Source organism: Paenibacillus sp. V4I3, assembly GCF_030817215.1.
Classification (GTDB): Bacteria; Bacillota; Bacilli; order Paenibacillales; family NBRC-103111; genus Paenibacillus_E.
Map to the genome: position 1 here is coordinate 2,746,423 of NZ_JAUSZA010000001.1, position 21,419 is coordinate 2,767,841.

General features: G+C 45.0%; 8 protein-coding genes and 3 pseudogenes. 6 read left to right on the forward strand and 5 right to left on the reverse strand.

Translation table 11 applies throughout. The features are described from left to right. Nucleotides 1–5: 5 nt before the first annotated feature. Nucleotides 6–1,142, reverse strand: coding sequence for a sporulation integral membrane protein YtvI (ytvI, locus tag QFZ77_RS12735; RefSeq protein WP_307439989.1), 1,137 nt, complete (start codon nucleotides 1,140–1,142; stop codon nucleotides 6–8). Nucleotides 1,143–1,333: 191 nt separating this feature from the next. Between ytvI and QFZ77_RS12740 the strand changes: the two genes are divergently transcribed. After that, complete coding sequence (locus tag QFZ77_RS12740) at nucleotides 1,334–3,466, forward strand: RNA degradosome polyphosphate kinase (protein ID WP_307439992.1); 2,133 nt, start codon at nucleotides 1,334–1,336, stop codon at nucleotides 3,464–3,466. On the opposite strand, the gene QFZ77_RS12745 is transcribed toward QFZ77_RS12740, so the two are convergent. Further along, nucleotides 3,432–4,967, reverse strand: a complete 1,536-nt coding sequence (locus QFZ77_RS12745; RefSeq protein WP_307439994.1) for a Ppx/GppA phosphatase family protein — start codon at nucleotides 4,965–4,967, stop codon at nucleotides 3,432–3,434. The genes QFZ77_RS12740 and QFZ77_RS12745 overlap by 35 nt on opposite strands. A gap of 302 nt (nucleotides 4,968–5,269) precedes the next feature. Here QFZ77_RS12745 and citZ point away from each other — a divergent pair, with 302 nt between their 5' ends. From citZ to QFZ77_RS12765, 4 genes are all read left to right on the forward strand, one after another. Then, nucleotides 5,270–6,382: a citrate synthase gene (citZ, locus tag QFZ77_RS12750; protein WP_307439996.1), complete on the forward strand. Its 1,113-nt coding sequence runs from the start codon at nucleotides 5,270–5,272 to the stop codon at nucleotides 6,380–6,382. A 344-nt stretch (nucleotides 6,383–6,726) separates the two neighbouring features. Next, complete coding sequence (gene icd / locus QFZ77_RS12755; protein ID WP_307439998.1) at nucleotides 6,727–8,025, forward strand: NADP-dependent isocitrate dehydrogenase; 1,299 nt, start codon at nucleotides 6,727–6,729, stop codon at nucleotides 8,023–8,025. A gap of 51 nt (nucleotides 8,026–8,076) precedes the next feature. Then, complete coding sequence (gene mdh, locus QFZ77_RS12760; protein ID WP_307440000.1) at nucleotides 8,077–9,018, forward strand: malate dehydrogenase; 942 nt, start codon at nucleotides 8,077–8,079, stop codon at nucleotides 9,016–9,018. Nucleotides 9,019–9,216: 198 nt separating this feature from the next. Next, nucleotides 9,217–10,791: a DNA-binding protein gene (locus QFZ77_RS12765; RefSeq protein WP_307449468.1), complete on the forward strand. Its 1,575-nt coding sequence runs from the start codon at nucleotides 9,217–9,219 to the stop codon at nucleotides 10,789–10,791. A gap of 191 nt (nucleotides 10,792–10,982) precedes the next feature. On the opposite strand, the gene QFZ77_RS38150 is transcribed toward QFZ77_RS12765, so the two are convergent. From QFZ77_RS38150 to QFZ77_RS37760, 3 genes and pseudogenes are all read right to left on the reverse strand, one after another. Continuing rightward, nucleotides 10,983–11,888: an OmpL47-type beta-barrel domain-containing protein gene (locus tag QFZ77_RS38150; RefSeq protein WP_483874773.1), complete on the reverse strand. Its 906-nt coding sequence runs from the start codon at nucleotides 11,886–11,888 to the stop codon at nucleotides 10,983–10,985. Nucleotides 11,889–12,392: 504 nt separating this feature from the next. Continuing rightward, a pseudogene (locus QFZ77_RS38155) lies at nucleotides 12,393–13,724 on the reverse strand (pectate lyase family protein); the annotation flags it as partial. A gap of 117 nt (nucleotides 13,725–13,841) precedes the next feature. After that, nucleotides 13,842–16,289 (reverse strand): annotated as a pseudogene (locus tag QFZ77_RS37760) (right-handed parallel beta-helix repeat-containing protein); the annotation flags it as partial. Nucleotides 16,290–17,584: 1,295 nt separating this feature from the next. Here QFZ77_RS37760 and QFZ77_RS37765 point away from each other — a divergent pair. Beyond that, nucleotides 17,585–21,409 (forward strand): annotated as a pseudogene (locus tag QFZ77_RS37765) (pectinesterase family protein); the annotation flags it as partial. Between the last annotated feature and the right edge of the window lie 10 nt (nucleotides 21,410–21,419).

The following is a 21,419-nucleotide window of genomic DNA, read 5'->3' on the forward strand; positions in this document are numbered from 1 at the left end:
TCCGCTTATTTGGGAGGAACCGAGCCTTTTTGTATGTAAGCCGCCATATCATGAAAAATTCTTGCGCGATAGAACGCTGCAATCAGAATGAGAGTCACAGGACCCACAATAAGCCCGAGGAGTCCGAATAGTTTCAATCCAACGAACATGGCGATTAACGTAGCCAGAGGGTCTAATCCTACTGAGGAAGCGAGCACCTTAGGTTCCATGATCTGTCTGGCAATCACGATGACGCCATACAGTACACTGAGGCCGATTCCGAGAAAAAAGTCTCCTTGCGCAAAGAAAACATACAAAATCCAAGGCACCATGACTGCACCTGTCCCCAAATACGGCATTAGGTCTGCTAAGCCTGTTAATAAACCAATGGTTATGGCATAGTCAACGCGCAAGACCAGCAAGCCAATGATGACCACTAGAGCGGTCAGCGAAACAAGAATCAGTTGGGCGCGTATGTAGCCGAAAAGTGCTTTTTGCAAATCCGTCCGAATCAATTGGGTTGTCTTCACAATCATGTCGGAGAAGATTCCTTTATACCGTTTGATAAGCTGATACCAATCTTTACTAATGAAAAAGGTGGCCAGCATTACAATAATGGTGATGGTTGCGATATTCGGCAAAGAAGTTAGAAATCTTTTCAAAGTATCAAATACATAGCCAATAATGAACTTACTCACGTCTGCAATGGAGCCTGCTGTCGAAGATAAATTGTTGTTGACGGTTTCTTGATATTTCGGGTTATTTTCAAAAAACTGATTAATACGTTCAATCCAATCTTGGAAAGCTGTAGAATTAATGAAAACATTGAATTGCTCCACCCAAAGGTTAATTTGAATCTGTAAGGTATCCGCAAGTGAACCTAATTCTACGACTATATTCGCGACTAGCAAGGTTATGGCCGTAACCATGGCACCTAGAAATAACAACATGGATAAGGTAACGGCAAGCCAGCGCGGCAATTTCACTTTGAATTGGAAGAAGTTCACAAGAGGATTGAGCATAAGAGCTAGAATCCAGCCGAAAATAAATGGGTAAATCAGTGGGATTACATAGTAGAAAGCGAGTCCGATTAGAACAATAATTAGCGCCACCCAAATGCCCCTGAAAATCTGGTGAACTAAACGCGGATTCAGGATACCCATGGTTTTTTCTCTCCTTGTTTCAAGTCTTTTCATTGTAACATGATCATGGATAAATACGGAAATAACATCACCTTTACAAAATCTTCATATATTAAAACAGGGGATTCTGCATTGTCGGTGTAGAGCACGCATAGTACAATGATGATATATGGCACAGATAGAAAACATAAGAAAATATAAGTGGAGGCTTTATGAGTATTGCGCGCGAACCTGATTTGAAAGAAGTTAAAGAGCTCAAAGAAGTCAAGGAAGTCAAAGAGATTTCGACCAAGTACTTAAACAGGGATTTAAGCTGGATCGAGTTCAATTGGCGTGTTCTAGAGGAAGCGCAAGATGCGAGCACTCCGCTGCTTGAGCGTGTGAAGTTTTTGTCAATTGTATCCAGTAATCTCGATGAGTTCATGAGTGTTCGTGTCGCAGGACTGAAGGATCAAATCAAGGCTGGGTATACCAAGAAAGACTTCACAGGCTACACCCCTGCCGGCCTTATTAAACGGATTATGAAGCGCACAGCCAAAATGGTAACAGAACAGTACAAAACGTATCGTGAAGTAACGAGACTGTTAACCAAAGAAGGCATTGTGTTTACGGAATTTGAAGATTTGAATACGACACAGAAAAAAGCCATGGATGCTTATTATCATGATATTATTTTTCCCGTATTAACGCCGATGGCCGTGGATCAAAGTCGTCCATTTCCACTTGTACATAATCAATCTGTTTATTTAGCTGTCTTGCTTGTGCGGGAAGGGGATGATCTGGATGATGAGCCTTATTTCGCCATCGTTCAAGTACCTAGCAATTTATCCCGTTATATTCCTGTGCCAACACGGCCAAATAGTAAAAAAACAGAATTTATTCTTCTTGAAGAATTGATCGAGCATCATATAGAATCGCTGTTCAGTGGATACATCCCGATTTCCGTGCATGGGTTCAGGGTGACTCGAAACGCGGATTTAACGCTCAATGAGGAAGGGGCGGAAGATCTGCTAGAGGAGATCGAGAAGGAGCTTAGACGCAGACGTTGGGGCTCTCCTGTTCGACTTGAAGTACAAGAGGGCATTCATCCTTATGCGCTTGCACAACTTCAGGATGAGTTCGAGATTGAAGAACAAATTTTTGAAATTGACGGACCGCTGGACATCACATATTTCATGAAGCTGGCCGGTACGTTGAATGGCTATGAAAATCTTCGCTATCCGCGTATTGCTGCCAAATATCCCATAGAATTTGAGGATACGACTGACTTCTTTGAGGTTCTAAAGCAAAAGGATGTATTGGTGCATCATCCCTATGAAACGTTCGACGCAGTAACAGACTTCATCATCCATGCTGCCTATGATCCGAAAGTGCTCGCGATCAAAATGACACTGTATAGAGCGAGCGGAAACTCGCCAATTATTCAAGCGTTAGCCAGAGCCGCGGAGTCCGGGAAGCAGGTCACGGTTGTAGTTGAACTGAAAGCTAGATTTGATGAAGAGCGAAATATTGCATGGGCAAGAATGCTTGAAAAGTCAGGCTGTCATGTGGTTTATGGACTTGTTGGGCTCAAAACGCATGCCAAGATAACACTCGTCGTTAGACAAGAAGAGCAGACACTCCGCCGATATGTTCATGTGGGAACGGGGAATTATAACGACAGCACAGCCCGTCTTTACACAGACGTAGGGCTATTCACTTCAAATAGTGTGATTGGAGAGGATGCCTCTGCGCTTTTCAATGAAATTACTGGCTATTCCGCGCCTCATGATTGGCAGTCTTTCGCTGTGGCTCCTACGGATTTGAAGGATAAGCTATTCGAGCTTATCGAACGTGAAGCTGAACATGCTAGAGCGGGCAGACCAGCCCGAATTATTGCAAAAATGAACTCATTATCCAATCAAGAGATGGTAGATGCCTTGTATGCGGCGTCGCAAGCAGGTGTGAAGATTGAATTAATTATTCGCGGCGTATGCTGCTTGCGCCCAGGGGTGCCTGGGATTAGCGAGAATATTACGGTTCGGAGTATTGTAGATCGTTTCTTGGAGCATTCCCGCATTTATTATTTCGAAAATGGCGGATTAGTTGATGTATATTTATCTTCAGCTGACTGGATGACACGTAACTTGACACGTCGTATTGAGCTGATGTGCCCTGTTCTTGATCGGGAAATGAAGAAAGTGATGATTCAAATTCTGAATGTCACTCTGCATGATAACGTCAAAGCAAGAGAATTGATGCCCAACGGGATGTACAGTCGCATAAAAAATGAACTGACCCCTTATCGGAGCCAGTTCGAGGCGATGAAAATTACTTCATGGAAAAAACTCCGGCTTGAGTCTTAAGCTTCAGCCCCCAGATTTTTTCGAAATCTTTGCTTATAGCCGCGAGTTCCTTTAGCTCCATAATTGGGTTGTGGATACATAATAGCTTGAGAGTTAAGGTCGATTCGGTTTGCGTTGTTTGCAGCTCTTGAACTGGCTGTGTCTCACTATGATCCAAAGCTATTGCTAATTTAAGCAGCGTACCTAACTTTATAATTAATGCCGCGTCGGATTCCATCAAAAGGTCCTTGTAAGCTAGGACTTGTTGGTGGGTCCGGCTTTTTGTTTTGTAAGAAGCAATGAAAGAGCAAATAACAATTTCTCGATGACTGAGACCGTCGATATGCGCCCCTGTCATCATATATTCTGTATGTTTGAGGTAATGGTAATAATGGACACTGGCTCCAATTCGATGCAAGAGGGCAGCGGTATGCAAGTATCTTTGGCTTCGATCTTCCGATTCGGGCGGAGCGGTGAGTGTATGATAAAGCTGCATGGCAAATTTATCTACATGAGAGACATGTTTCACAGCGGCGTTCGGATGGAGCAAAAGCAAATTATGGATACTTGCTTCAAGAACATCCTCCTTGATTGGGTGTTTAGGATCAAATGTTTCGTAGAAGAGGCCATCACGAAGCCCTGATCCGCTGATAATGCACGCCGATGAACCCGCTGCTTCGAATATGGTGTCCATAATGATCAGTCCCGGAACCATAATATCTGCGCGCTCTTTGGAGAGACCATCTATTTTTTTTCGTTTTTCCAATGGCATGGAGAATAACAATAGGAGGAAATCACGAAGCTCCCCAGGCTTCAACGTGTAGTTGTGGGCAAGCTGAAGCGAGTATTTGCTGCGTTTTTGGCTTATTTTGCCAAGGGTTCGAATCGTTCCGCCTAGACCAATCATAGGCAGATTGGGAGAACCGGCAATCCAAGGATGAGCCAAAATCGCATCTTCAACCATCCGACGAATATCGCCCATTTCCTGCTCGGTCAGATTCCCGTTTTTCATAAATTGGCGTGTGGTGTTCACTGCACCGAATGGAAAGGAAACGCTGTGCAGCAATTTCCGGTTACGAAGCAATGTGACTTCCGTGCTCCCTCCGCCAATATCAATGATCAGGCCGTCCCGGATATCGATTGTATTGATTACACCTAAGTAGCCATAACGGGCTTCTTCGGTACCGCTCAGAACTTCAATACGAAGTCCAGTCTGTTCTTGGAGAATTCGCACAATTTCAGCTGAATTGGCCGCGTTACGTATGGCTGCCGTTGCTACGGCCCTTATTGTCTGAACCTCATGAACTTTGCATAACAGAGCGTAGTGGGATAGAATGGGGACAATAGAAATAATATCTTTGCTATATAAAATGCCATCGGAACCGATGCGCTCGCTGAGCCTAGCGGAATCCTTATGCTCACTGACAACGCGATATGCCCCATGGGCATTAATTTCGTAGATAACAAGTCGAATCGAGTTGGATCCGATATCAATGATGCCGATACTTTTGCTGCTGCTCATGTATTTGCTCCTTTTTCAGAGAGAAATCACTTTTACTTTGCCTACATTGTATCAATCTCAACACGACTCGACAAACTTTTCCTGCTGGGGTGCATAATTCGGGGGAATTAACAAAAACTTGTATCGTGTGTTTAGAAGAGATGGCTCAAAAAAACAGTGACGATTTCCGCCAAAAAGATTCTTTATGATAGTGATAATGAAGTTTTATGTCTGCTTTTGTTCACTTACTAAGCAAAATACTTTATTATTAAGTTAGGAAAAAAGCAATTTTTTGCTAATAGAGTAGCTAAGGAGAGATTCCCATGTCTGCAACCAAAGGTTTAGAAGGAATTGTAGCCACGACCTCGTCGATCAGCTCCATTGTAGATGGTGTGCTAACGTATCGCGGGATTGATATTGATGACCTCGCAGAAAATGCGACATTTGAAGAAGTTATTTATTTGCTTTGGTTCGGCAAGTTGCCTAATCAAACTGAGCTTGAGAAACTGCAAAGCGACCTGAACGCTTACAGCAAGGTGCCTGATGCGGTTATCAACCAGATTAAAGCATTCCCTAAAGATGTTAATTCCATGGCTGCTCTTCGTACAGCAGTATCGGCTCTTGCACTGTATGATGAAGAAGCGAACGATTTGAGCCCTGAATCCAATGTGCGTAAAGCAATCAAGCTGCAAGCACAAATTCCTGGCATTATCGCAGCTTTCGCTCGTATCCGTGAAGGTAAAGAACCTTTAGCATCCCCAGGATATGCTTCTGTTGCTGCTAATTTCTTGTACCAACTAACAGGTAACGAACCGGATAAAATCGCTATCGAAGCTTTGGACAAAGCATTGGTTTTACACGCTGACCATGAGCTGAATGCATCCACATTCGCTGCACGTGTTACTGTTGCAACATTAACAGACATCTACTCCGGTATTACTTCAGCGATCGGCACGCTCAAAGGACCTCTTCACGGCGGCGCGAACGAAGCTGTTATGGCGATGCTGGAAGAGATCGGTACTGTAGAGAACGTTGTTCCTTACATCAACGATAAATTAGAGCGTAAAGACAAAATCATGGGCTTTGGACACCGTGTTTACAAAAACGGAGATCCGCGTGCGAAGCACTTGCAAAAAATGTCCCATGAGCTTGGTAAACTAACTGGCAACCTCAAATGGTACGAAATGTCCATTAAAGCAGACGAATTGGTCACTAGCCTCAAAGGCTTGAAACCAAACGTTGATTTCTACTCAGCTTCCGTTTACACAACGTTGGAAATCCCACGCGACCTGTTCACGCCGATCTTCGCGATCAGCCGTACATCCGGTTGGGCTGCCCACATCTTGGAGCAGTACGAAAACAACCGTTTGATCCGCCCACGCGCTGAGTACACAGGTCCGGTTAACCAAAAATACATTCCAATTAGCGCACGCTAATTGTCACTTTAACTCCATGTGCGGGCAGTTCGGTACCCGTCCTCGGCTAACTCCGGGGGAGTACCGCAACTCCCGTCACTTTTTGTGTGTTTACCTACTTACATCTACGGTGACGAGTTAAATTTGCTTTTAAATGTACCTCGTTACACCTAAGTAGCTAAGTGGAGTGCTTGGCAGTGCCTGGAGAAACGTAGTGCCCGCCTTTAGAATCGTGTCCATACCATAAAATCAATTCAATTGGACAGGATGATAACAGCGGTCGGAAGGCATTGCCAAAAGCACGCAACGTAATGCACTACATGTTCTCACGAATCATTTTAAACAAATCTAAGGAGGAACTAATCATGCCACAATTCGAATCCTACGAACTTCCAAAAGAAGGTCAAAAAATCACCATCGAGAATGGTGTTCTGCAAGTACCTAACAACCCAATCATCCCTTACATCGAAGGTGACGGTACAGGTCCTGATATCTGGGCTGCTTCCGTACGCGTTCTGGATGCTGCAGTTGAGAAAGCATACAAAGGCGAGAAAAAAATCGCATGGTATGAAGTTTTTGCCGGCGAGAAAGCTTTTAACAAATACAGCAACTGGCTGCCTAACGATACATTAACAGCTATGCGCGAATACATCGTGTCCATCAAAGGACCTCTTACGACGCCAATCGGTGGCGGTATTCGTTCCCTGAACGTTGCACTTCGTCAAGAATTAGATCTTTACGTTTGTTCCCGTCCAGTTCGTTATTTCGATGGCGTTCCTTCACCAGTTAAACGTCCTGAGCTGGTTGACATGGTTATTTTCCGTGAAAACACAGAAGATATCTACGCTGGAATTGAGTGGGAAGCTGGTTCCGACGCAGTTAAGAAAGTTATTAAATTCCTTCAAGACGAAATGGGCGTTAACAAAATTCGCTTCCCAGAAACTTCAGGAATCGGCGTTAAGCCAGTATCCTCCGAAGGTACTGAGCGTTTGGTACGCGCTGCAATCGAGTACGCGATCAAACACGGCCGTAAAACGCTAACTTTGGTACACAAAGGTAACATCATGAAGTTCACAGAAGGCGCGTTCAAAAACTGGGGTTATGAGCTTGCTGAGCGTGAATATGCTGACAAAACATTTACTTGGGCACAATACGATCGCATTAAAGAAGCTGAAGGCGCTGAAGCAGCTAACAAAGCTCAAAAAGACGCTGAAGCAGCTGGCAAAATCATCGTAAAAGATGCTATCGCTGACATCGCTTTGCAACAAGTATTGACTCGTCCGACTGACTTCGACGTTATCGCAACATTGAACTTGAACGGTGACTACCTGTCTGATGCACTTGCTGCACAAGTTGGCGGTATCGGTATCGCTCCAGGAGCAAACATCAACTACTTGACTGGTCACGCAATCTTCGAAGCTACGCATGGTACAGCTCCTAAATACGCTGGTCTTGACGTAGTTAACCCAGGTTCTGTAATCCTATCTGGCGTTATGCTGCTTGAGCACCTTGGCTGGTTGGAAGCGGCTGAATTGATCTACAAAGGTTTGGAAACATCCATCAACAACAAAACCGTAACTTATGATTTTGCTCGTTTGATGGAAGGCGCGAAAGAAATCAAATGTTCCGAGTTCGCGAACGAAATCATCAAAAACATGGCTTAATTTTTTGCGAAAAAGTGGATCTACTAAAAACTATTAGGAGGTACATCTCAAATGGCAATTCGTCGTAATAAAATTACCGTTGTCGGCGCAGGTTTCACGGGAGCAACAACTGCTCTTATGTTAGCTCAAAAAGAACTTGGTGACGTTGTTCTTCTCGACATTCCACAACTGGAAAACCCTACAAAAGGGAAAGCGCTTGACATGCTCGAAGCAGGTCCAGTTCAAGGGTACGATAGCCAAATCACGGGTACTTCCAACTATGCGGATGCTGCTGGTTCCGACATCGTTATCATCACAGCAGGTATCGCTCGTAAACCGGGTATGAGCCGCGACGATTTGGTAAACACGAATGCAGGAATCGTGAAATCCGTATGTGAGAACGTGAGAGAAGTAGCTCCTGATTCCATCGTTATCATCTTGAGTAACCCTGTTGACGCGATGACTTACGTAGCATTCCAAGCACTTGGCTTCCCAAAAAATCGCGTAATCGGTCAATCCGGTGTACTCGATACAGCTCGTTACCTGACGTTCATCTCCCAAGAGTTGAATGTATCTGTTGAGGATGTTAAAGGTGTTGTTATCGGTGGACACGGCGATGACATGGTTCCACTCGTTCGTTACACATACGCTGGCGGCGTGCCAATCGAGAAGCTGATCCCAGCTGACCGTATTGAAGCGATCGTTCAACGTACACGTACTGGCGGCGGCGAAATCGTTAACCTGCTTGGTAACGGTAGTGCATACTACGCACCAGCGGCTTCCCTTGTGCAAATGACAGAAGCAATCCTTAAAGATAAAAAACGTATCATCCCAACTATCGCTCTTCTTGAAGGCGAATATGGCTACGACAATCTGTTCATGGGCGTTCTAACTGTACTTGGTGCTAACGGTATCGAGAAGATTCTTGACATCGAGCTGACTGAGGAAGAGAAAACAGCTTTGGACAAAACAGCAAACTCTGTTCGCAACGTAATCAAAGTTGTAACGGGTTAATACGCTTTAAGATGAAGGATCAACTACCTATGCGAATAGTGGTTGGTTCTTTTTTTTGTTCATTTTATTGTGGCGATGCACAATTTTTTGTTAATTTTGTAAATTGTTTTCCAACTACTATTCCCAGTTAATGGTCTATGCTACGATAGGCATAGGCCAGCACAATTGGCTAAAAAATCCATGGGATGGTGGGATTTGATGTTGAAGAATAGCTTGCTAGGAACAAGAAACTGGAGAAGATTCTGTTTAACCGCAGCATTATCCGTATCATTGTTAGGCATTGTTCCACAAGCTTTTGCGGAAGGTCCGAATGACCCCGCGCCATCGATAACGCCGACAACGGCGAATGGCAAAAAGGTGCTGTTTGACAATACGCACGGTCAAACGGCAGGTGCGGCTGATTGGGTTATTGACGGCGGTTTCTCTGATTTTGCTAGCGCATTAGGAAATGCAGGCTATTTTGTAAAAGAACTGCGTAAGAGTACAGCGATTACACTCTCCGATTTAACAGCGTATGATGTGTTCGTTATTGGTGAGGCTAACATTCCATACAAGACATCTGAGCAAAGCGCCATGCTTGAGTATGTGCAAGGCGGCGGCAGTATCTTCTTTATTGGCGATCATTATAATGCAGATCGTAATAAAAATCGTTGGGACGCCTCGGAAGTGTTCAATGGCTATCGCCGCGGCGCGTGGACGAATCCAGCTTCAGGTATGAGCACAGCAGAAGCAGCTTCGGCAGCGATGCAGGGTGTTGCAAGCTCTGATTGGTTGTCGGCCAATTTCGGTGTGAAGTTCCGTTATAACGCATTAGGTGATATTACAGCGAATAATATCGTGAGCCCCTCTCAGGCTTTTAACATTACGAGTGGTGTCTCCACGGTCGCTATGCATGCAGGCTCGACTTTAGCGGTTACAGACCCGAACAAAGCCAAAGGTATTGTTTACCTGCCAGCGACGACGACCAAATGGGCTAGTGCTGTGGATCAAGGGGTATACAACGGCGGAGGTGTAGCAGAAGGTCCTTATGTTGCTGTTTCCAAAGTTAGTGCAGGCAAAGCCGGTTTCATTGGCGATTCCTCACCAGTTGAAGATGCGACGCCAAAGTATAAGAGGGAAGAGACAGGCGGTACGAAAACTACGTATGCGGGATTCCAAGAGCAGAATGACGCTTCTCTTTTAGTAAATATGGTGAACTGGTTGGCAACCAAAGAAAGTTATACAAGTTTAACGCAGGTGACAGGCCTTACATTGGATTCAGCAACTACACTCTACTCATGGGAGCAGCCGGCTAATACAACAGAGCCGCAGGCCGAGCCTTGGGCAGCACCTGCAGCTGGTTATAAGTGGTGGGATCCATCAACATTTAAAGTAGGATCTTACGGATATAGTACCGCCACGAATACGACAGATCCGTTTGCTTTTGTCCATCAAGCGCAACTGCCTAATCAGGCCGTTTTTCAAGTGAAGATTATTCTAAATGGCTTAACAGCAAATTCAACAACAACCGGCTATAATATTGGCATTTATAATAGTTCAGGTACCCAGGTCGCTAAGGTTCAAAATAGCAATGGTACATGGCCATCCACCTACGGTTACAGCACGAGCTTCTCATTAACAGCTGATGCAAGCGGTCATGCGGAGAAGATTGTGAGTATTCAAATTAATCCGAGTATCTCCGGTTCTGCTAATATGCGATTGAGACAGAACACGACTGCCAAATTTACAGAGGCGGTTACGATCGCTAACGTTCCGGCTGAGCCACTGCCTTAAAACGTTATGAGGGCAGTTAATCCAGTTTGACTCCATTTACTGAACGAAGTGAAGTACCCCAACGAACTCATAATAATATGAGTTCGTTGGGGTACTTCTATTTTGCAGCTGCTTTTTTGCGGTTTTTTGAAAGAATAAGCTGATTCTTCATAGAAAATATCTACTTATGTGATAGCCTCATCGCTTTTTTATTATTTTCCTGACTGATCATGAGGTACTGTTACTGAAGCAATTGCATCTGTCTTATTTCCTGCCCTATCCGTAGCTGTGTATTTCACTAAATAGACAAGGTCCATTTTCTCACTCGCTTTTTTCGCCAGTAAAGTGAATGAAGTATCCAGAGTTCCATATTGAGCCTCTCCAATCATTTGTGCGACTCCGTCATCAGGAATGCTTGGCGTAATTGAAGTCAGTACAATCGAATCAATCTGCGATAGATTATCGCTCGAATAAACGGTTGCTGTTACAGTGACAGGCTTATTGTTGGCGGGCCATAGTGTCGTTTTATCCAGCATGAGCTGAATCGATGGTCCCGTTTTATCCAGGTGAAGGGAGAGGCTTTTCATCTCCTCCACATTACCGGCACGATCCACACTCCAATACACAAGGGTATGAATCCCCTCAGAAGTGATGGTCACCGTATTGCCGGTTTGTGGAGTACTGCCATCGACTGCGTAATAGGTTGCGGCTACACCTGAGCCCATGTCGGCGGCAAGCAGGCTCACCGTTATATTCTTGTTTACCCAGCCTTTCGGAGCATCGTCGATTGTGATCGGTGCCGTTTTATCAATGTTATTGACGGCAGCCATTATACTGCCTGTATTCCCGGCAGCGTCTTCAAACGTAAAGGTAAAGCTTCCATTTTGACTAAATGTATACTGAGTAAGCCCGTTATTGTTCGTTACTATAACAGATTCACTTGGGATAACCGTCACGACCACATCTTGGTAGGTCGGATTGAGAGCGCTATAGCTGACCGTTGCGATTGGTGCAACAGTGTCAATGATTATGCTTCGATATGCCCATTCCGACCATACTCCGTGTCTGTCTTTGGTTCGAACTCTCAAAGCCCATTCCCCGTCGGTTAAAGCCCCCATTGTATACAATTCGGAAGCATCTGCAATTTCTCCGTAGTCTGCTGAAATCGTGGTCCAATTATCGGAAGAAGCTTGAATCTGAAAGGCGGTTTGGATGTCACCGGCATCCGGATCGTTAAAAGCCCATGTCAATATCGGCGTATTCACATTTAAATACCGGCCGTTGGAATAAGAAGTGATCACAGTCGTCGGTGCTGTATTCGGTAAGGGAATGGACACGCTTGCTTCAACGGATTTGGTGCTTTCCCCGTAAGCGTTGGACGCGGTTATCACATAGTAGTAGGTTGTTCCTCCATTTAATGCCAAGTCAATAAATGTGTTTGCAGTAATATGATCCGCGATTGCCGCATAAGGGCCATCATGACTGATGCTGCGGTAAACGTTGTAGTAATTCGCTCCATCCACTGTGTTCCAAGTTAAAGAAACTTGACCGCTGTTGTCAGTAGAAGTACTAGCAGATAACCCGGTTACTGCAGCTGGAGGCGCAGACTCGATTGGAAGCTCAGTCAACAGCCATTTTTCCTTTGACCAGTTCAGCTTTCCTGCTCCGGCGCCGTTATTAGCCAAAAGCCGGCTTCTCAGAACCGACGGGTCATCGTTAGCATAGCTGTATGGCAAAGTCGTAAACCCGTTCCAAGCGAAAGGAATTATCGGTGCCGGAACCGGCGAAAGCGGACTATTCGATTCATTACTGTTACCTCTAAACGAAGTTCCATCTAACGAGTACATCGTATCCAGCGCAAAAATTTTGCCCGTATATGCCGGATTATTGGGATCGGCTTGGTTGTTCCGCAATGGATAATAAATATCGATAATCAGGGATTTTTCAATAAGGACGGCTCCGCCCTCGGTTGAAATCGCCCCATTGCTGGTTACTCCGAAATGATAACCCTTGGCGCTTATCGCAGCTGCAAGACTATCGGAGATAAGTTTCTTTGCTCCCCAATTGCCCGAACTGTCCATCACAATATTGTAAGCATGGGCATTTCCGCCCCGAAGACGAGGTAAACGGTCCTGCATATCTTTATAGTAGTTATGATGCAGAGTCACCTGCAGATTTGCATTATCTGATGCGAATTCGGTGGCACCGACAAGATGCTGTTTCTTTTGTCCGGCAGACACCGCAATAATATCATCCGTACTCAAACCTTGACTACGAAGATAATTGTACATGGCATAAGCCGAGCGATTATTTTCCAAAGCGTTAATTTGCTGGGTGACCCAGCTGTTTGGACTTAGGTCATCCCCTTTAAAAAAGGACCACGAGATGGTTACGCCGGAAGAACCTTTTTTAATATCAACACCGCCATCATAGGACTTATTGAAGGTACAATGATCGATCCAAACCTTCGAATCATCCTCAACGGTTAAGAAATCCCAATCGTTTTTGTCGTAATCTCCTTTGGTAGCTTCATCCCATTCCCACAATTCATCAAACTCCAAGTTGCGAAGGATAGTGTTAGTGCTATGCTTCAAAATAAGCGAAGCATGTTTTAGTTTGGAACCGTTCGCTGAAAAAATGGTCACACCGTTAAGCGTATCGAGATACACTTTACTCACACCGGTTTGAAGCAGAACAGGATGAGTTTTCGGTGCGTTGTGTGCGACCATCAAAGATCCCGCCGTTGTTTTCGTTTCCGCTGAAAGTTCATTCCAGCCAAGATTCAAATCATTCATGATCTCAATTACTTTATAGCCCTTTTTCCTGTTGATGGCATCGGCGAAATCTGTTGCGGTATACACTTTTTTGTAACGAGGGTCAGTCTCGGGAATAGTACCTCCGCCAGTGTTTCCGTAGGAGAAGCCCGTTAAGTTATATTCGTTGTAGGAACCTGCCGGTAAGGGGGACGGTGTAGGATCAGGTGACGGCGTTGGGTCCGGTGTCGGTGTCGGTGTGGGTGTGGGTTCCGGCGTTGGCGTAGGCACAGGGTTCGTTCCGGAAGATCCGATTAAAGCACCGATGTCCATACCGCTAGGCGTGCCGGCCGCCTTTAAATCACTGCTTACTGTAAGTACCAGAAAATTGCCTAAATTAGGGGAACCGTCCGCGTTGCGGCTTACTGCGGGACTCAGATTTACAAAATCCGTATCGTCGGCAAGCAAGCCATTTGCATTGGTGCTTTTATTGTTTTTCCACCAAACGTTTGTGCTTTGAACATCCGTACCGTTTGTTTTGTCACTAGAGGCTCCCTTATAAGATAAATTATTTGTGAAAATATGAGTCCCGATGTCAAAAGCAAAGTTGCTTTGTCCGTTACTATAGGATGTATTGTTTGTAATGGTTATGGTGCCTGGATTGCTGTTGTAGGTAAATCCATGCTTTTTGTTTTGGTAAGCGACCGAATTGATCACAATGTGATTTACGGCAATTTGTTCCCCGCCAAGCTTGAAGCCGTTGCCGTCGCTGTTTGTTGTCGAGCTTCCTTCCGATGTTTGACCATTATGGTAGGCAATACTGTTTCGGATGGTTACAGGACTAATCGGGCCGGTTTCGGTTTTGCTGTAGAGATCCCACCCGTCATCGACGTTATAGGCCGAAATGCATCCATCAAACACATTTCCCGGACCTACAGTCAGTTTGGCCGCAAAACCATCGGCATCTTCACCGTTGTCAGGATCAAAGTTATCGCGGGAATATACGTTGACGATTTCGTTGTAGCTGGGCCACTCGCTTTGCGGAGCGGTTGAAGCATATCTGCCTATTTGCAAGCCTGTGTCCCGGTTGTGGTGAACCTCCGAATTTTCTATACGGTTATAATTGCCTGCAATATAAATTCCGTTATCAGCCGACCCTTTTACTTCTAATCCTTTCACATACCAGTAGTTCCCGTTGATTTGCAGACCTCTCGCGTTGCTTCCGACATTGGCTGCGTCGTAGGTTTGAGACGAGAAATCAAGCACCGGTTTTTCGGAACCAAAAGCAAAAATTTGTTTTTTTGCGGTAGGCGTACCGCTGTTATTGCGGTCAATTGTAATTTGAGCAGAATAAGAGTAAGTCCCTCCACGCAAATAAATGATTTCGCCCGGGGCCACATTCGTTATAGCAGATTCAAGTGTGGTCGGACTGCCAATCGTTCCCGGATTGCTGTCCAAACCACCCGGAGCAACATAGATGACGCCTTCCTCCGGGGTTGATGATACAGCGGTCGGTGTTGCGTTTACTACATTCGAGTTCGTACTCTCTCCGGCTTCATTCATTGCGGAAACAACGTAATAATACTTTGTCTCGTTGGTTAATCCATTGTCCGTAAAAGAGGTCGACGTTAAACCCGTTTGTATGTTCGCAAACGATATTCCGTCTGTACCGCGCTTCACATTATAGTGGGTTGCGCCACTTACGGCTGTCCAGGTCAAGTCGACTTTACTATCCCCTGCAGCGGCGAACAATCCGGTCGGCGCTGACAGAGGCGTAGTCGCGGCAGCTTCCACAGACATCCCGCTCTCTATGCTGCCGGCCTGAGCGCTGACTGTGTAAAAATATGGTGTATTTCCGGCAGCATTCGAATCGGTGTAGCTGTTAATCATGCTTGTGGCGATTTTGGAATACCCGCTGCCGGATGCCGTGCTGCGGTAAATGTTGTAGCTGCTCGCACCGCTTGCGGCCGTCCATTGCAGGGTCACGCCACCTGCGCCGGAAGATGCCAACAAATTCGTCGGAACGCTCGGAGCTTGGACGCCGGCGTTGGAGTCGTAAACAAGTCCGTTTTGATAAATTTTGACGTCGGTGAATTCGGCGCTGGCTGCCGCAACCGCTAACCCGACATAAACGCTTCCGGATAACAAACCTGCAGTGTCGGAGTCCGTCTTGAGAGGGTTTGTCGTCGTGCCATTTCCAAAATTAATTCCGTCTTTCGAATAATATGTTTTAAAGTCTGATCCTGACCGTTCCAATTTCATGTAGAGAGCGGCATTTGGATCCGGAACCGTAAAAGAACTGGAGCCGGTTGTCGACAACCGCCGATAGGAAATCAGGGTATTGGCGGAGCTATTGTAGCCCAAATTATATCCAGGGGATGTCGCTCCGTTGTTAATTGGATCCTTCTTGACCATCAGTAAGGCCCGGTTATTGCTTGTGTTAATTGCAGTGGAAGTCACTTTTGCCGTTATGGAAAAGTCCCCCGCACTTACAGGATAATAAGTATAAAGTGCGTTATCGTCGGAGCTCTGTATTTTACCACCTGTGGCGGAAAGCGCAAATTTACCGTTGCTGAAACCGTAACTGATGGTGCCTAGTGAGCTTGAAGCGGAAACATCCGCCGCTTTCCATCCGGCGGGTAGTGTTCCATCCGGCAGCATACCCGCTGCAGCTGCAATTTGGTGTATAAAAACATTTGGAAATAGAGCGAGAATCAACGCATACACCAAAATCGTACTTATCCGCTTCTTTAGTGAATTCCTCATGTAAACCCTCCTTTTAAAATCGAAAGATTGCCAATTCCATTCTGGTTGGACAATTCAATATCACTGTTACTGCGGAAAACCTCCTCTGAGTTGATATATAGAAAGGGCAAGAAGCCCTTAACTATCCTGGAATTGGTGTTTTCGACCAAGTAATGGATGCGCTTACATAATGGCCATGCGTTTTTAAACCATGACCATTTCATTTGTTATCGTAGCTTAGAGAAAAACATTCATCAATAATCAGTGGCTTAGATTCAGTGCTAAAAGGCACTTTTCATTAAGTAACTGAGATAATGATTATCGCCGAACGTTATAAAATGCTTATGTGGATAAGCAGCATATCGAGAAGCCTAATCATGATAATCATTGCAACACATTTTTTGAATTACGTCATTATTGACACAGCATCAGAGACAGTGATTATTTACATAATAGTCCTTCAGTCCTTATGATCAAGTTATGATTTGAAAGTGCTATGACGAAGAATCTCCCATAAAAGGAGGGGGTTAAAAGCGTATATTGAAAGCGTCACCATTTTCGATGGTGGGAAGCAAAATTGCAGAAAGAATGATTACTCAGGAGGTTGATGGTAGTACATGAACAAGAAACTTATTCGAAATAATTTGGCCAAGCTGCTAATCTGCATGATGTTGTTCACAACGCTTGTACCGTTTAGCGGTACGGAGAATGTTGAGGCGGCCACTGCTTTGCCTATTGGCTGGTCAAATGTTGATATGGGAAGCCCGTCTTCTGCTGGTTCAAGTTCTTATGATAAATCGACAGGAACCTTAACTATAACAGGTACAGGTAACGGAATAGCAGGAGTCGGTACACCACAAATGCAATACGCTTATACAGAAGTCAGCGGTGACTTTACGATGATCGCACGTATTTCCTCATTGACTGCAGCAAGCGGAACTCTACAAGCGGGTATAAGGATTCGTAAAGATCTAGATACCGCTAGCCCTTATCTGGCAGGTCTACTGACATCAAGCGGAGCATTATACTTTAATGCTAGAAAGAGTGATGGTGCTAGCGCCGGGACCTCAACACTTGCGTCATCTGGTTTCAGCGCCCCACAATATATAAGAATTCGAAGACAAATAAGAACGGATGTAACTCCAATCAGATCTGATATCTATATGGCCTACGGTACTCCTAGTGGAGATATAATAACTTGGACAGAACCCAAAGCAGATCAATTCCCTGGACTTTTGAACACAGTTTATCTTGGATTGATTGTAGGTGGAATAGGAACAGCTTCATTTGATAAAATGACAGCTTCATTTGATAAAATGACAATTCTCAAATCGAATAACAATGCTTCTACCACAAGTATTTCGTCTTTAACTCAATCATTGCCGGTATCACCTTCCTCGCCTTCGGGTTTGAATACAGTCAGCGGAGATGCGCAGGTGAGCCTTACCTGGGGCTCGGTATCAGAAGCTACTTATTATAATGTAAAGCGAAGTGAAATTAGCGGGGGATCATATTATCAGCTCAATACTTCGAATATTACCGACACTAACTTCACTGACACGACTGCTGCAAATAGCCATACTTACTATTATGTCGTGACAGCAGCTAATGCCGATGGTGAAAGTACGGTTTCAAATGAGGCCGTAGGAAAACCCTTGGCACCGGCGGCATTATCTTTCCCAACCAATTTAAGTTCATTGTCTGGTAATAATCAGGTTGATTTGACATGGGACAGCTTAACTGATGCTGCTTATTATAATATATATCGAAGCCAAACAAACAGCGGACCTTACACGAAAGTGAATAATGCGAATGTGATAGGTACCCGTTTTACCGATACAACCGCTGTGAACGGCAATACGTACTACTATGTGGTAACAGCAGCGAATACGACGAAAGAGAGCGGATACTCGAATCAAGTAACTGCTGCACCTATAGCTCCAGTATTTCCATCTACGCCAATTTTGGCTGCTTCGGCTGGAGACTCTCAAGTCAAACTTTCTTGGAGCAGCGTGTCCGGGGCCACTTCTTATAAAGTAAAACGAAGCCTGACAGCAGGCGGCCCGTACGAGATGATTGACGCTAACGTGTCAGGAACCAGCTTCACTAACACCGGATTAACCAACGGAACCACCTATTATTATGTGGTGAGTGCCATTAACTCGGTTGGAGAAGGTGCTAACTCCAGCGAGGTTTCAAGCAAACCGGGTGTTTTCCTGATCAATGACAACTTTGAAAACAGTACGCTCGGCGATGTGCCGGCAGGATATACGCCGATTGCCAATGCAAGTGATGCGAATATTAATAATGTGACGGTTATTAACAATAGCAATCTGACAAACAAATATTACTCGCCAACAGAAGTTTCACCTGCAAAGAATATTTCACCTGCGATTCCGGGAAATTCGACCAATGTATTATGGATTAATGACAATGCAAATGCTAGTCGCAGAGGCGGCTATACGAATGCCTTTGCTTCGGTATCGGGCAATAACGGTGTAACTGCCCAACTGGATTTTATGCAGCCGGTTATTATCGGCGATTCCTATCCGCTAGAATTGCTCAATAGCACGAGTAATACGCCGGTACTTTCATTTAGTGTTACTAATCTCAAAACGCTTGCGACTATCAATGCAGGAACCTGGTATAATTTGAAATTTGTTGCTGATACAGGCACGAATTCTGCGGAAGTTTATATTAACGGAGTATATAAAGGGAACTTCAAGTTCAGTATAACAGACACCAACATCTCCAAAATTCAGGCAAGAACAGCCGGTTCGTCCACAGGCAGTATGTATGTTGATAATGTTAAGGTATACAAGCAAATCGTGACAACACCGCAAAAACTGACGACCGACGGCGCAAACAATACCACTGTGTTGAATTGGAACGCGGCAAGCGGAGCAGATTCATATAACGTATATCGAAGCGAAACAACCGGTGGTCCCTATGCTTTCATTACCAATGTAACCTCGCCTATATATACGGATACGGGTCTGGTGAATAAGAAAAATTACTATTATGTGGTCACAGGCGTGAATGCTAATGGAGAGAGTGATTTCTCTAACGAAGCTCTTGGCTATCCGAATAACGTGAGTGCGCCTGCAATAGCACCAGCATTCCAGCAAATGGATATCAGAGACAGCCAGCTTACCTTGAACTGGACCTCTGTGTTAGGCAAAGACGAAGATGGCAGCGCCGTTCCTTCTTACTATACGCTTGTTAGAAGCACGACACCGAGTGGACCTTTTGAAACAGTAGCCCAGAAGCTTACCGGCACTACGTATATGGATAAAAACTTGACTAACGATACGGAGTATTATTATCAAGTAACCGCCGGAAATATGGGCGGGCTAAGTCCGGGCTCCGAGCTTCTTAAAGTAGCTCCTGCCGAGCCGCTAGGAACGCCGACGTTATTGAAAGCAACAGCTGGCAATAACATGGTTGACTTGAGTTGGTCTTCGGTTGCGAAGGCAACCACTTACACTGTAAAAAGAAGCACGGTGAACGGTGAAGCTTATACGAAAATAAAAGAAGTTACCGGAACCAGTTTTTCGGATACGGAAACGGTCAACGGAACGACTTATTATTATGTAGTTTCCGCAGCCAATGCGCCCCAGGAAAGCATGATCTCCAATCAGTTGAAGGCGGCGCCTTATACTCCTGTACCCGGTGCACCCAATAAACCATCAGGCTTAAATGCGATTGCTAACGAAGGCAGCGTAAGCCTTTCCTGGAACACGGTATCTGACGCAACTGCTTATCATGTGAAAAGATCGACTGCTATCGGAGGTCCATATGATCTGTTATCTTCAAGCAGTTCAGCATCCTATGAAGATACGAATGTAACAAATGGAACCACATACTATTATGTTGTTTCCGCTGTAAATGCGAGTGGCGAGAGTCCGATTACGGATGAAATTATTGTGCTTCCGGCAAAAGTACTTACCGTTGATAAGAATGCCACTGCGAATGGTACAACAGTATTCAACACCATACAAAGCGCTGTCAATGCGATTCCGGCAAACAATACAGCGAGAACGATCATTTATATCACTTCTGGAACATATACAGAAAAGCTTACAATTAACCGCAAATACGTTAGCTTGATTGGGGCGGGAATGAATGAGACCAAGATCGTGTATGGTGATTATGCCGGAACCTCAGCAACGACCGGTCAGCCAGGCCACACGGGAAACACGTTTCTAAGTCAAACGGTCGAAGTTAATGCAGATTATTTTACTGCTTCTAATTTGACGATCGAGAACAGCTCATCTCCACGATCTGCTGTTGCGCAGGCGGTAGCTCTGTCACTCAAAAGCGATAAGGCTGTCTTTGAGTCGGTCAAATTAGTAGGCTATCAGGATACTTTGTATACCGGTTTGAACAGTGCTAGTAAAGGTCGTCATTATTTTCATAACAGCATCATTCAAGGTGATGTCGATTTCATTTTCGGAGAAGCACCAGCTGTTGTATTTGATAATGTGCAGATGGTTCTTGTCAGCAATTCTGGCGGTGGTGGACATATCACGGCAGGAGCGCAAAAAAATAGTACCGACATGGGTTATGTGTTCCTGAATTCTCAAGTCATTGATGATCCTTCTGCGCTTGGAACCTATGACTTGGGACGTCCATGGAAAGATAATGCCAAGATTCGCTTTATCAACACCATGATCGACTCTGAGAAATTCCTTCCCAGCGGCTGGGTTGCTGCTTGTGCAGGAAGTTGCCTCTCTTACTCGTTTGCAGAGTATAACAGCTACGGTCCGGGAGCGAACCCATCTGAACGGCAAATAGCTACACAGCTGACAGGTTCGGAAGCAAGCCTGACGATTCCGCAAATTTTTAGCGACCCTACAAATACAGTAGTCGCGGATCGAACATGGGATCCTTCCATTCCGATCATTATGCCAAAAATCAATTATTTGCCAACCATATCCGTCACGTCTTCCACCTTTGATAAAAATAGTACGAAGCAAGCAGATATGAATATGACAGTACAAAATAAAGGGTACGCTTTGACCACTATTAAGAACGGTGCAGAAACTCTTGGCTCGTCAGATTATTCCGCTTCGGGCAACGTTGTTGTTCTTACCAAAGCTTACCTCGCTGGGTTGCCAGAAGGTACAACAACGCTAAGCTTCAACTTCG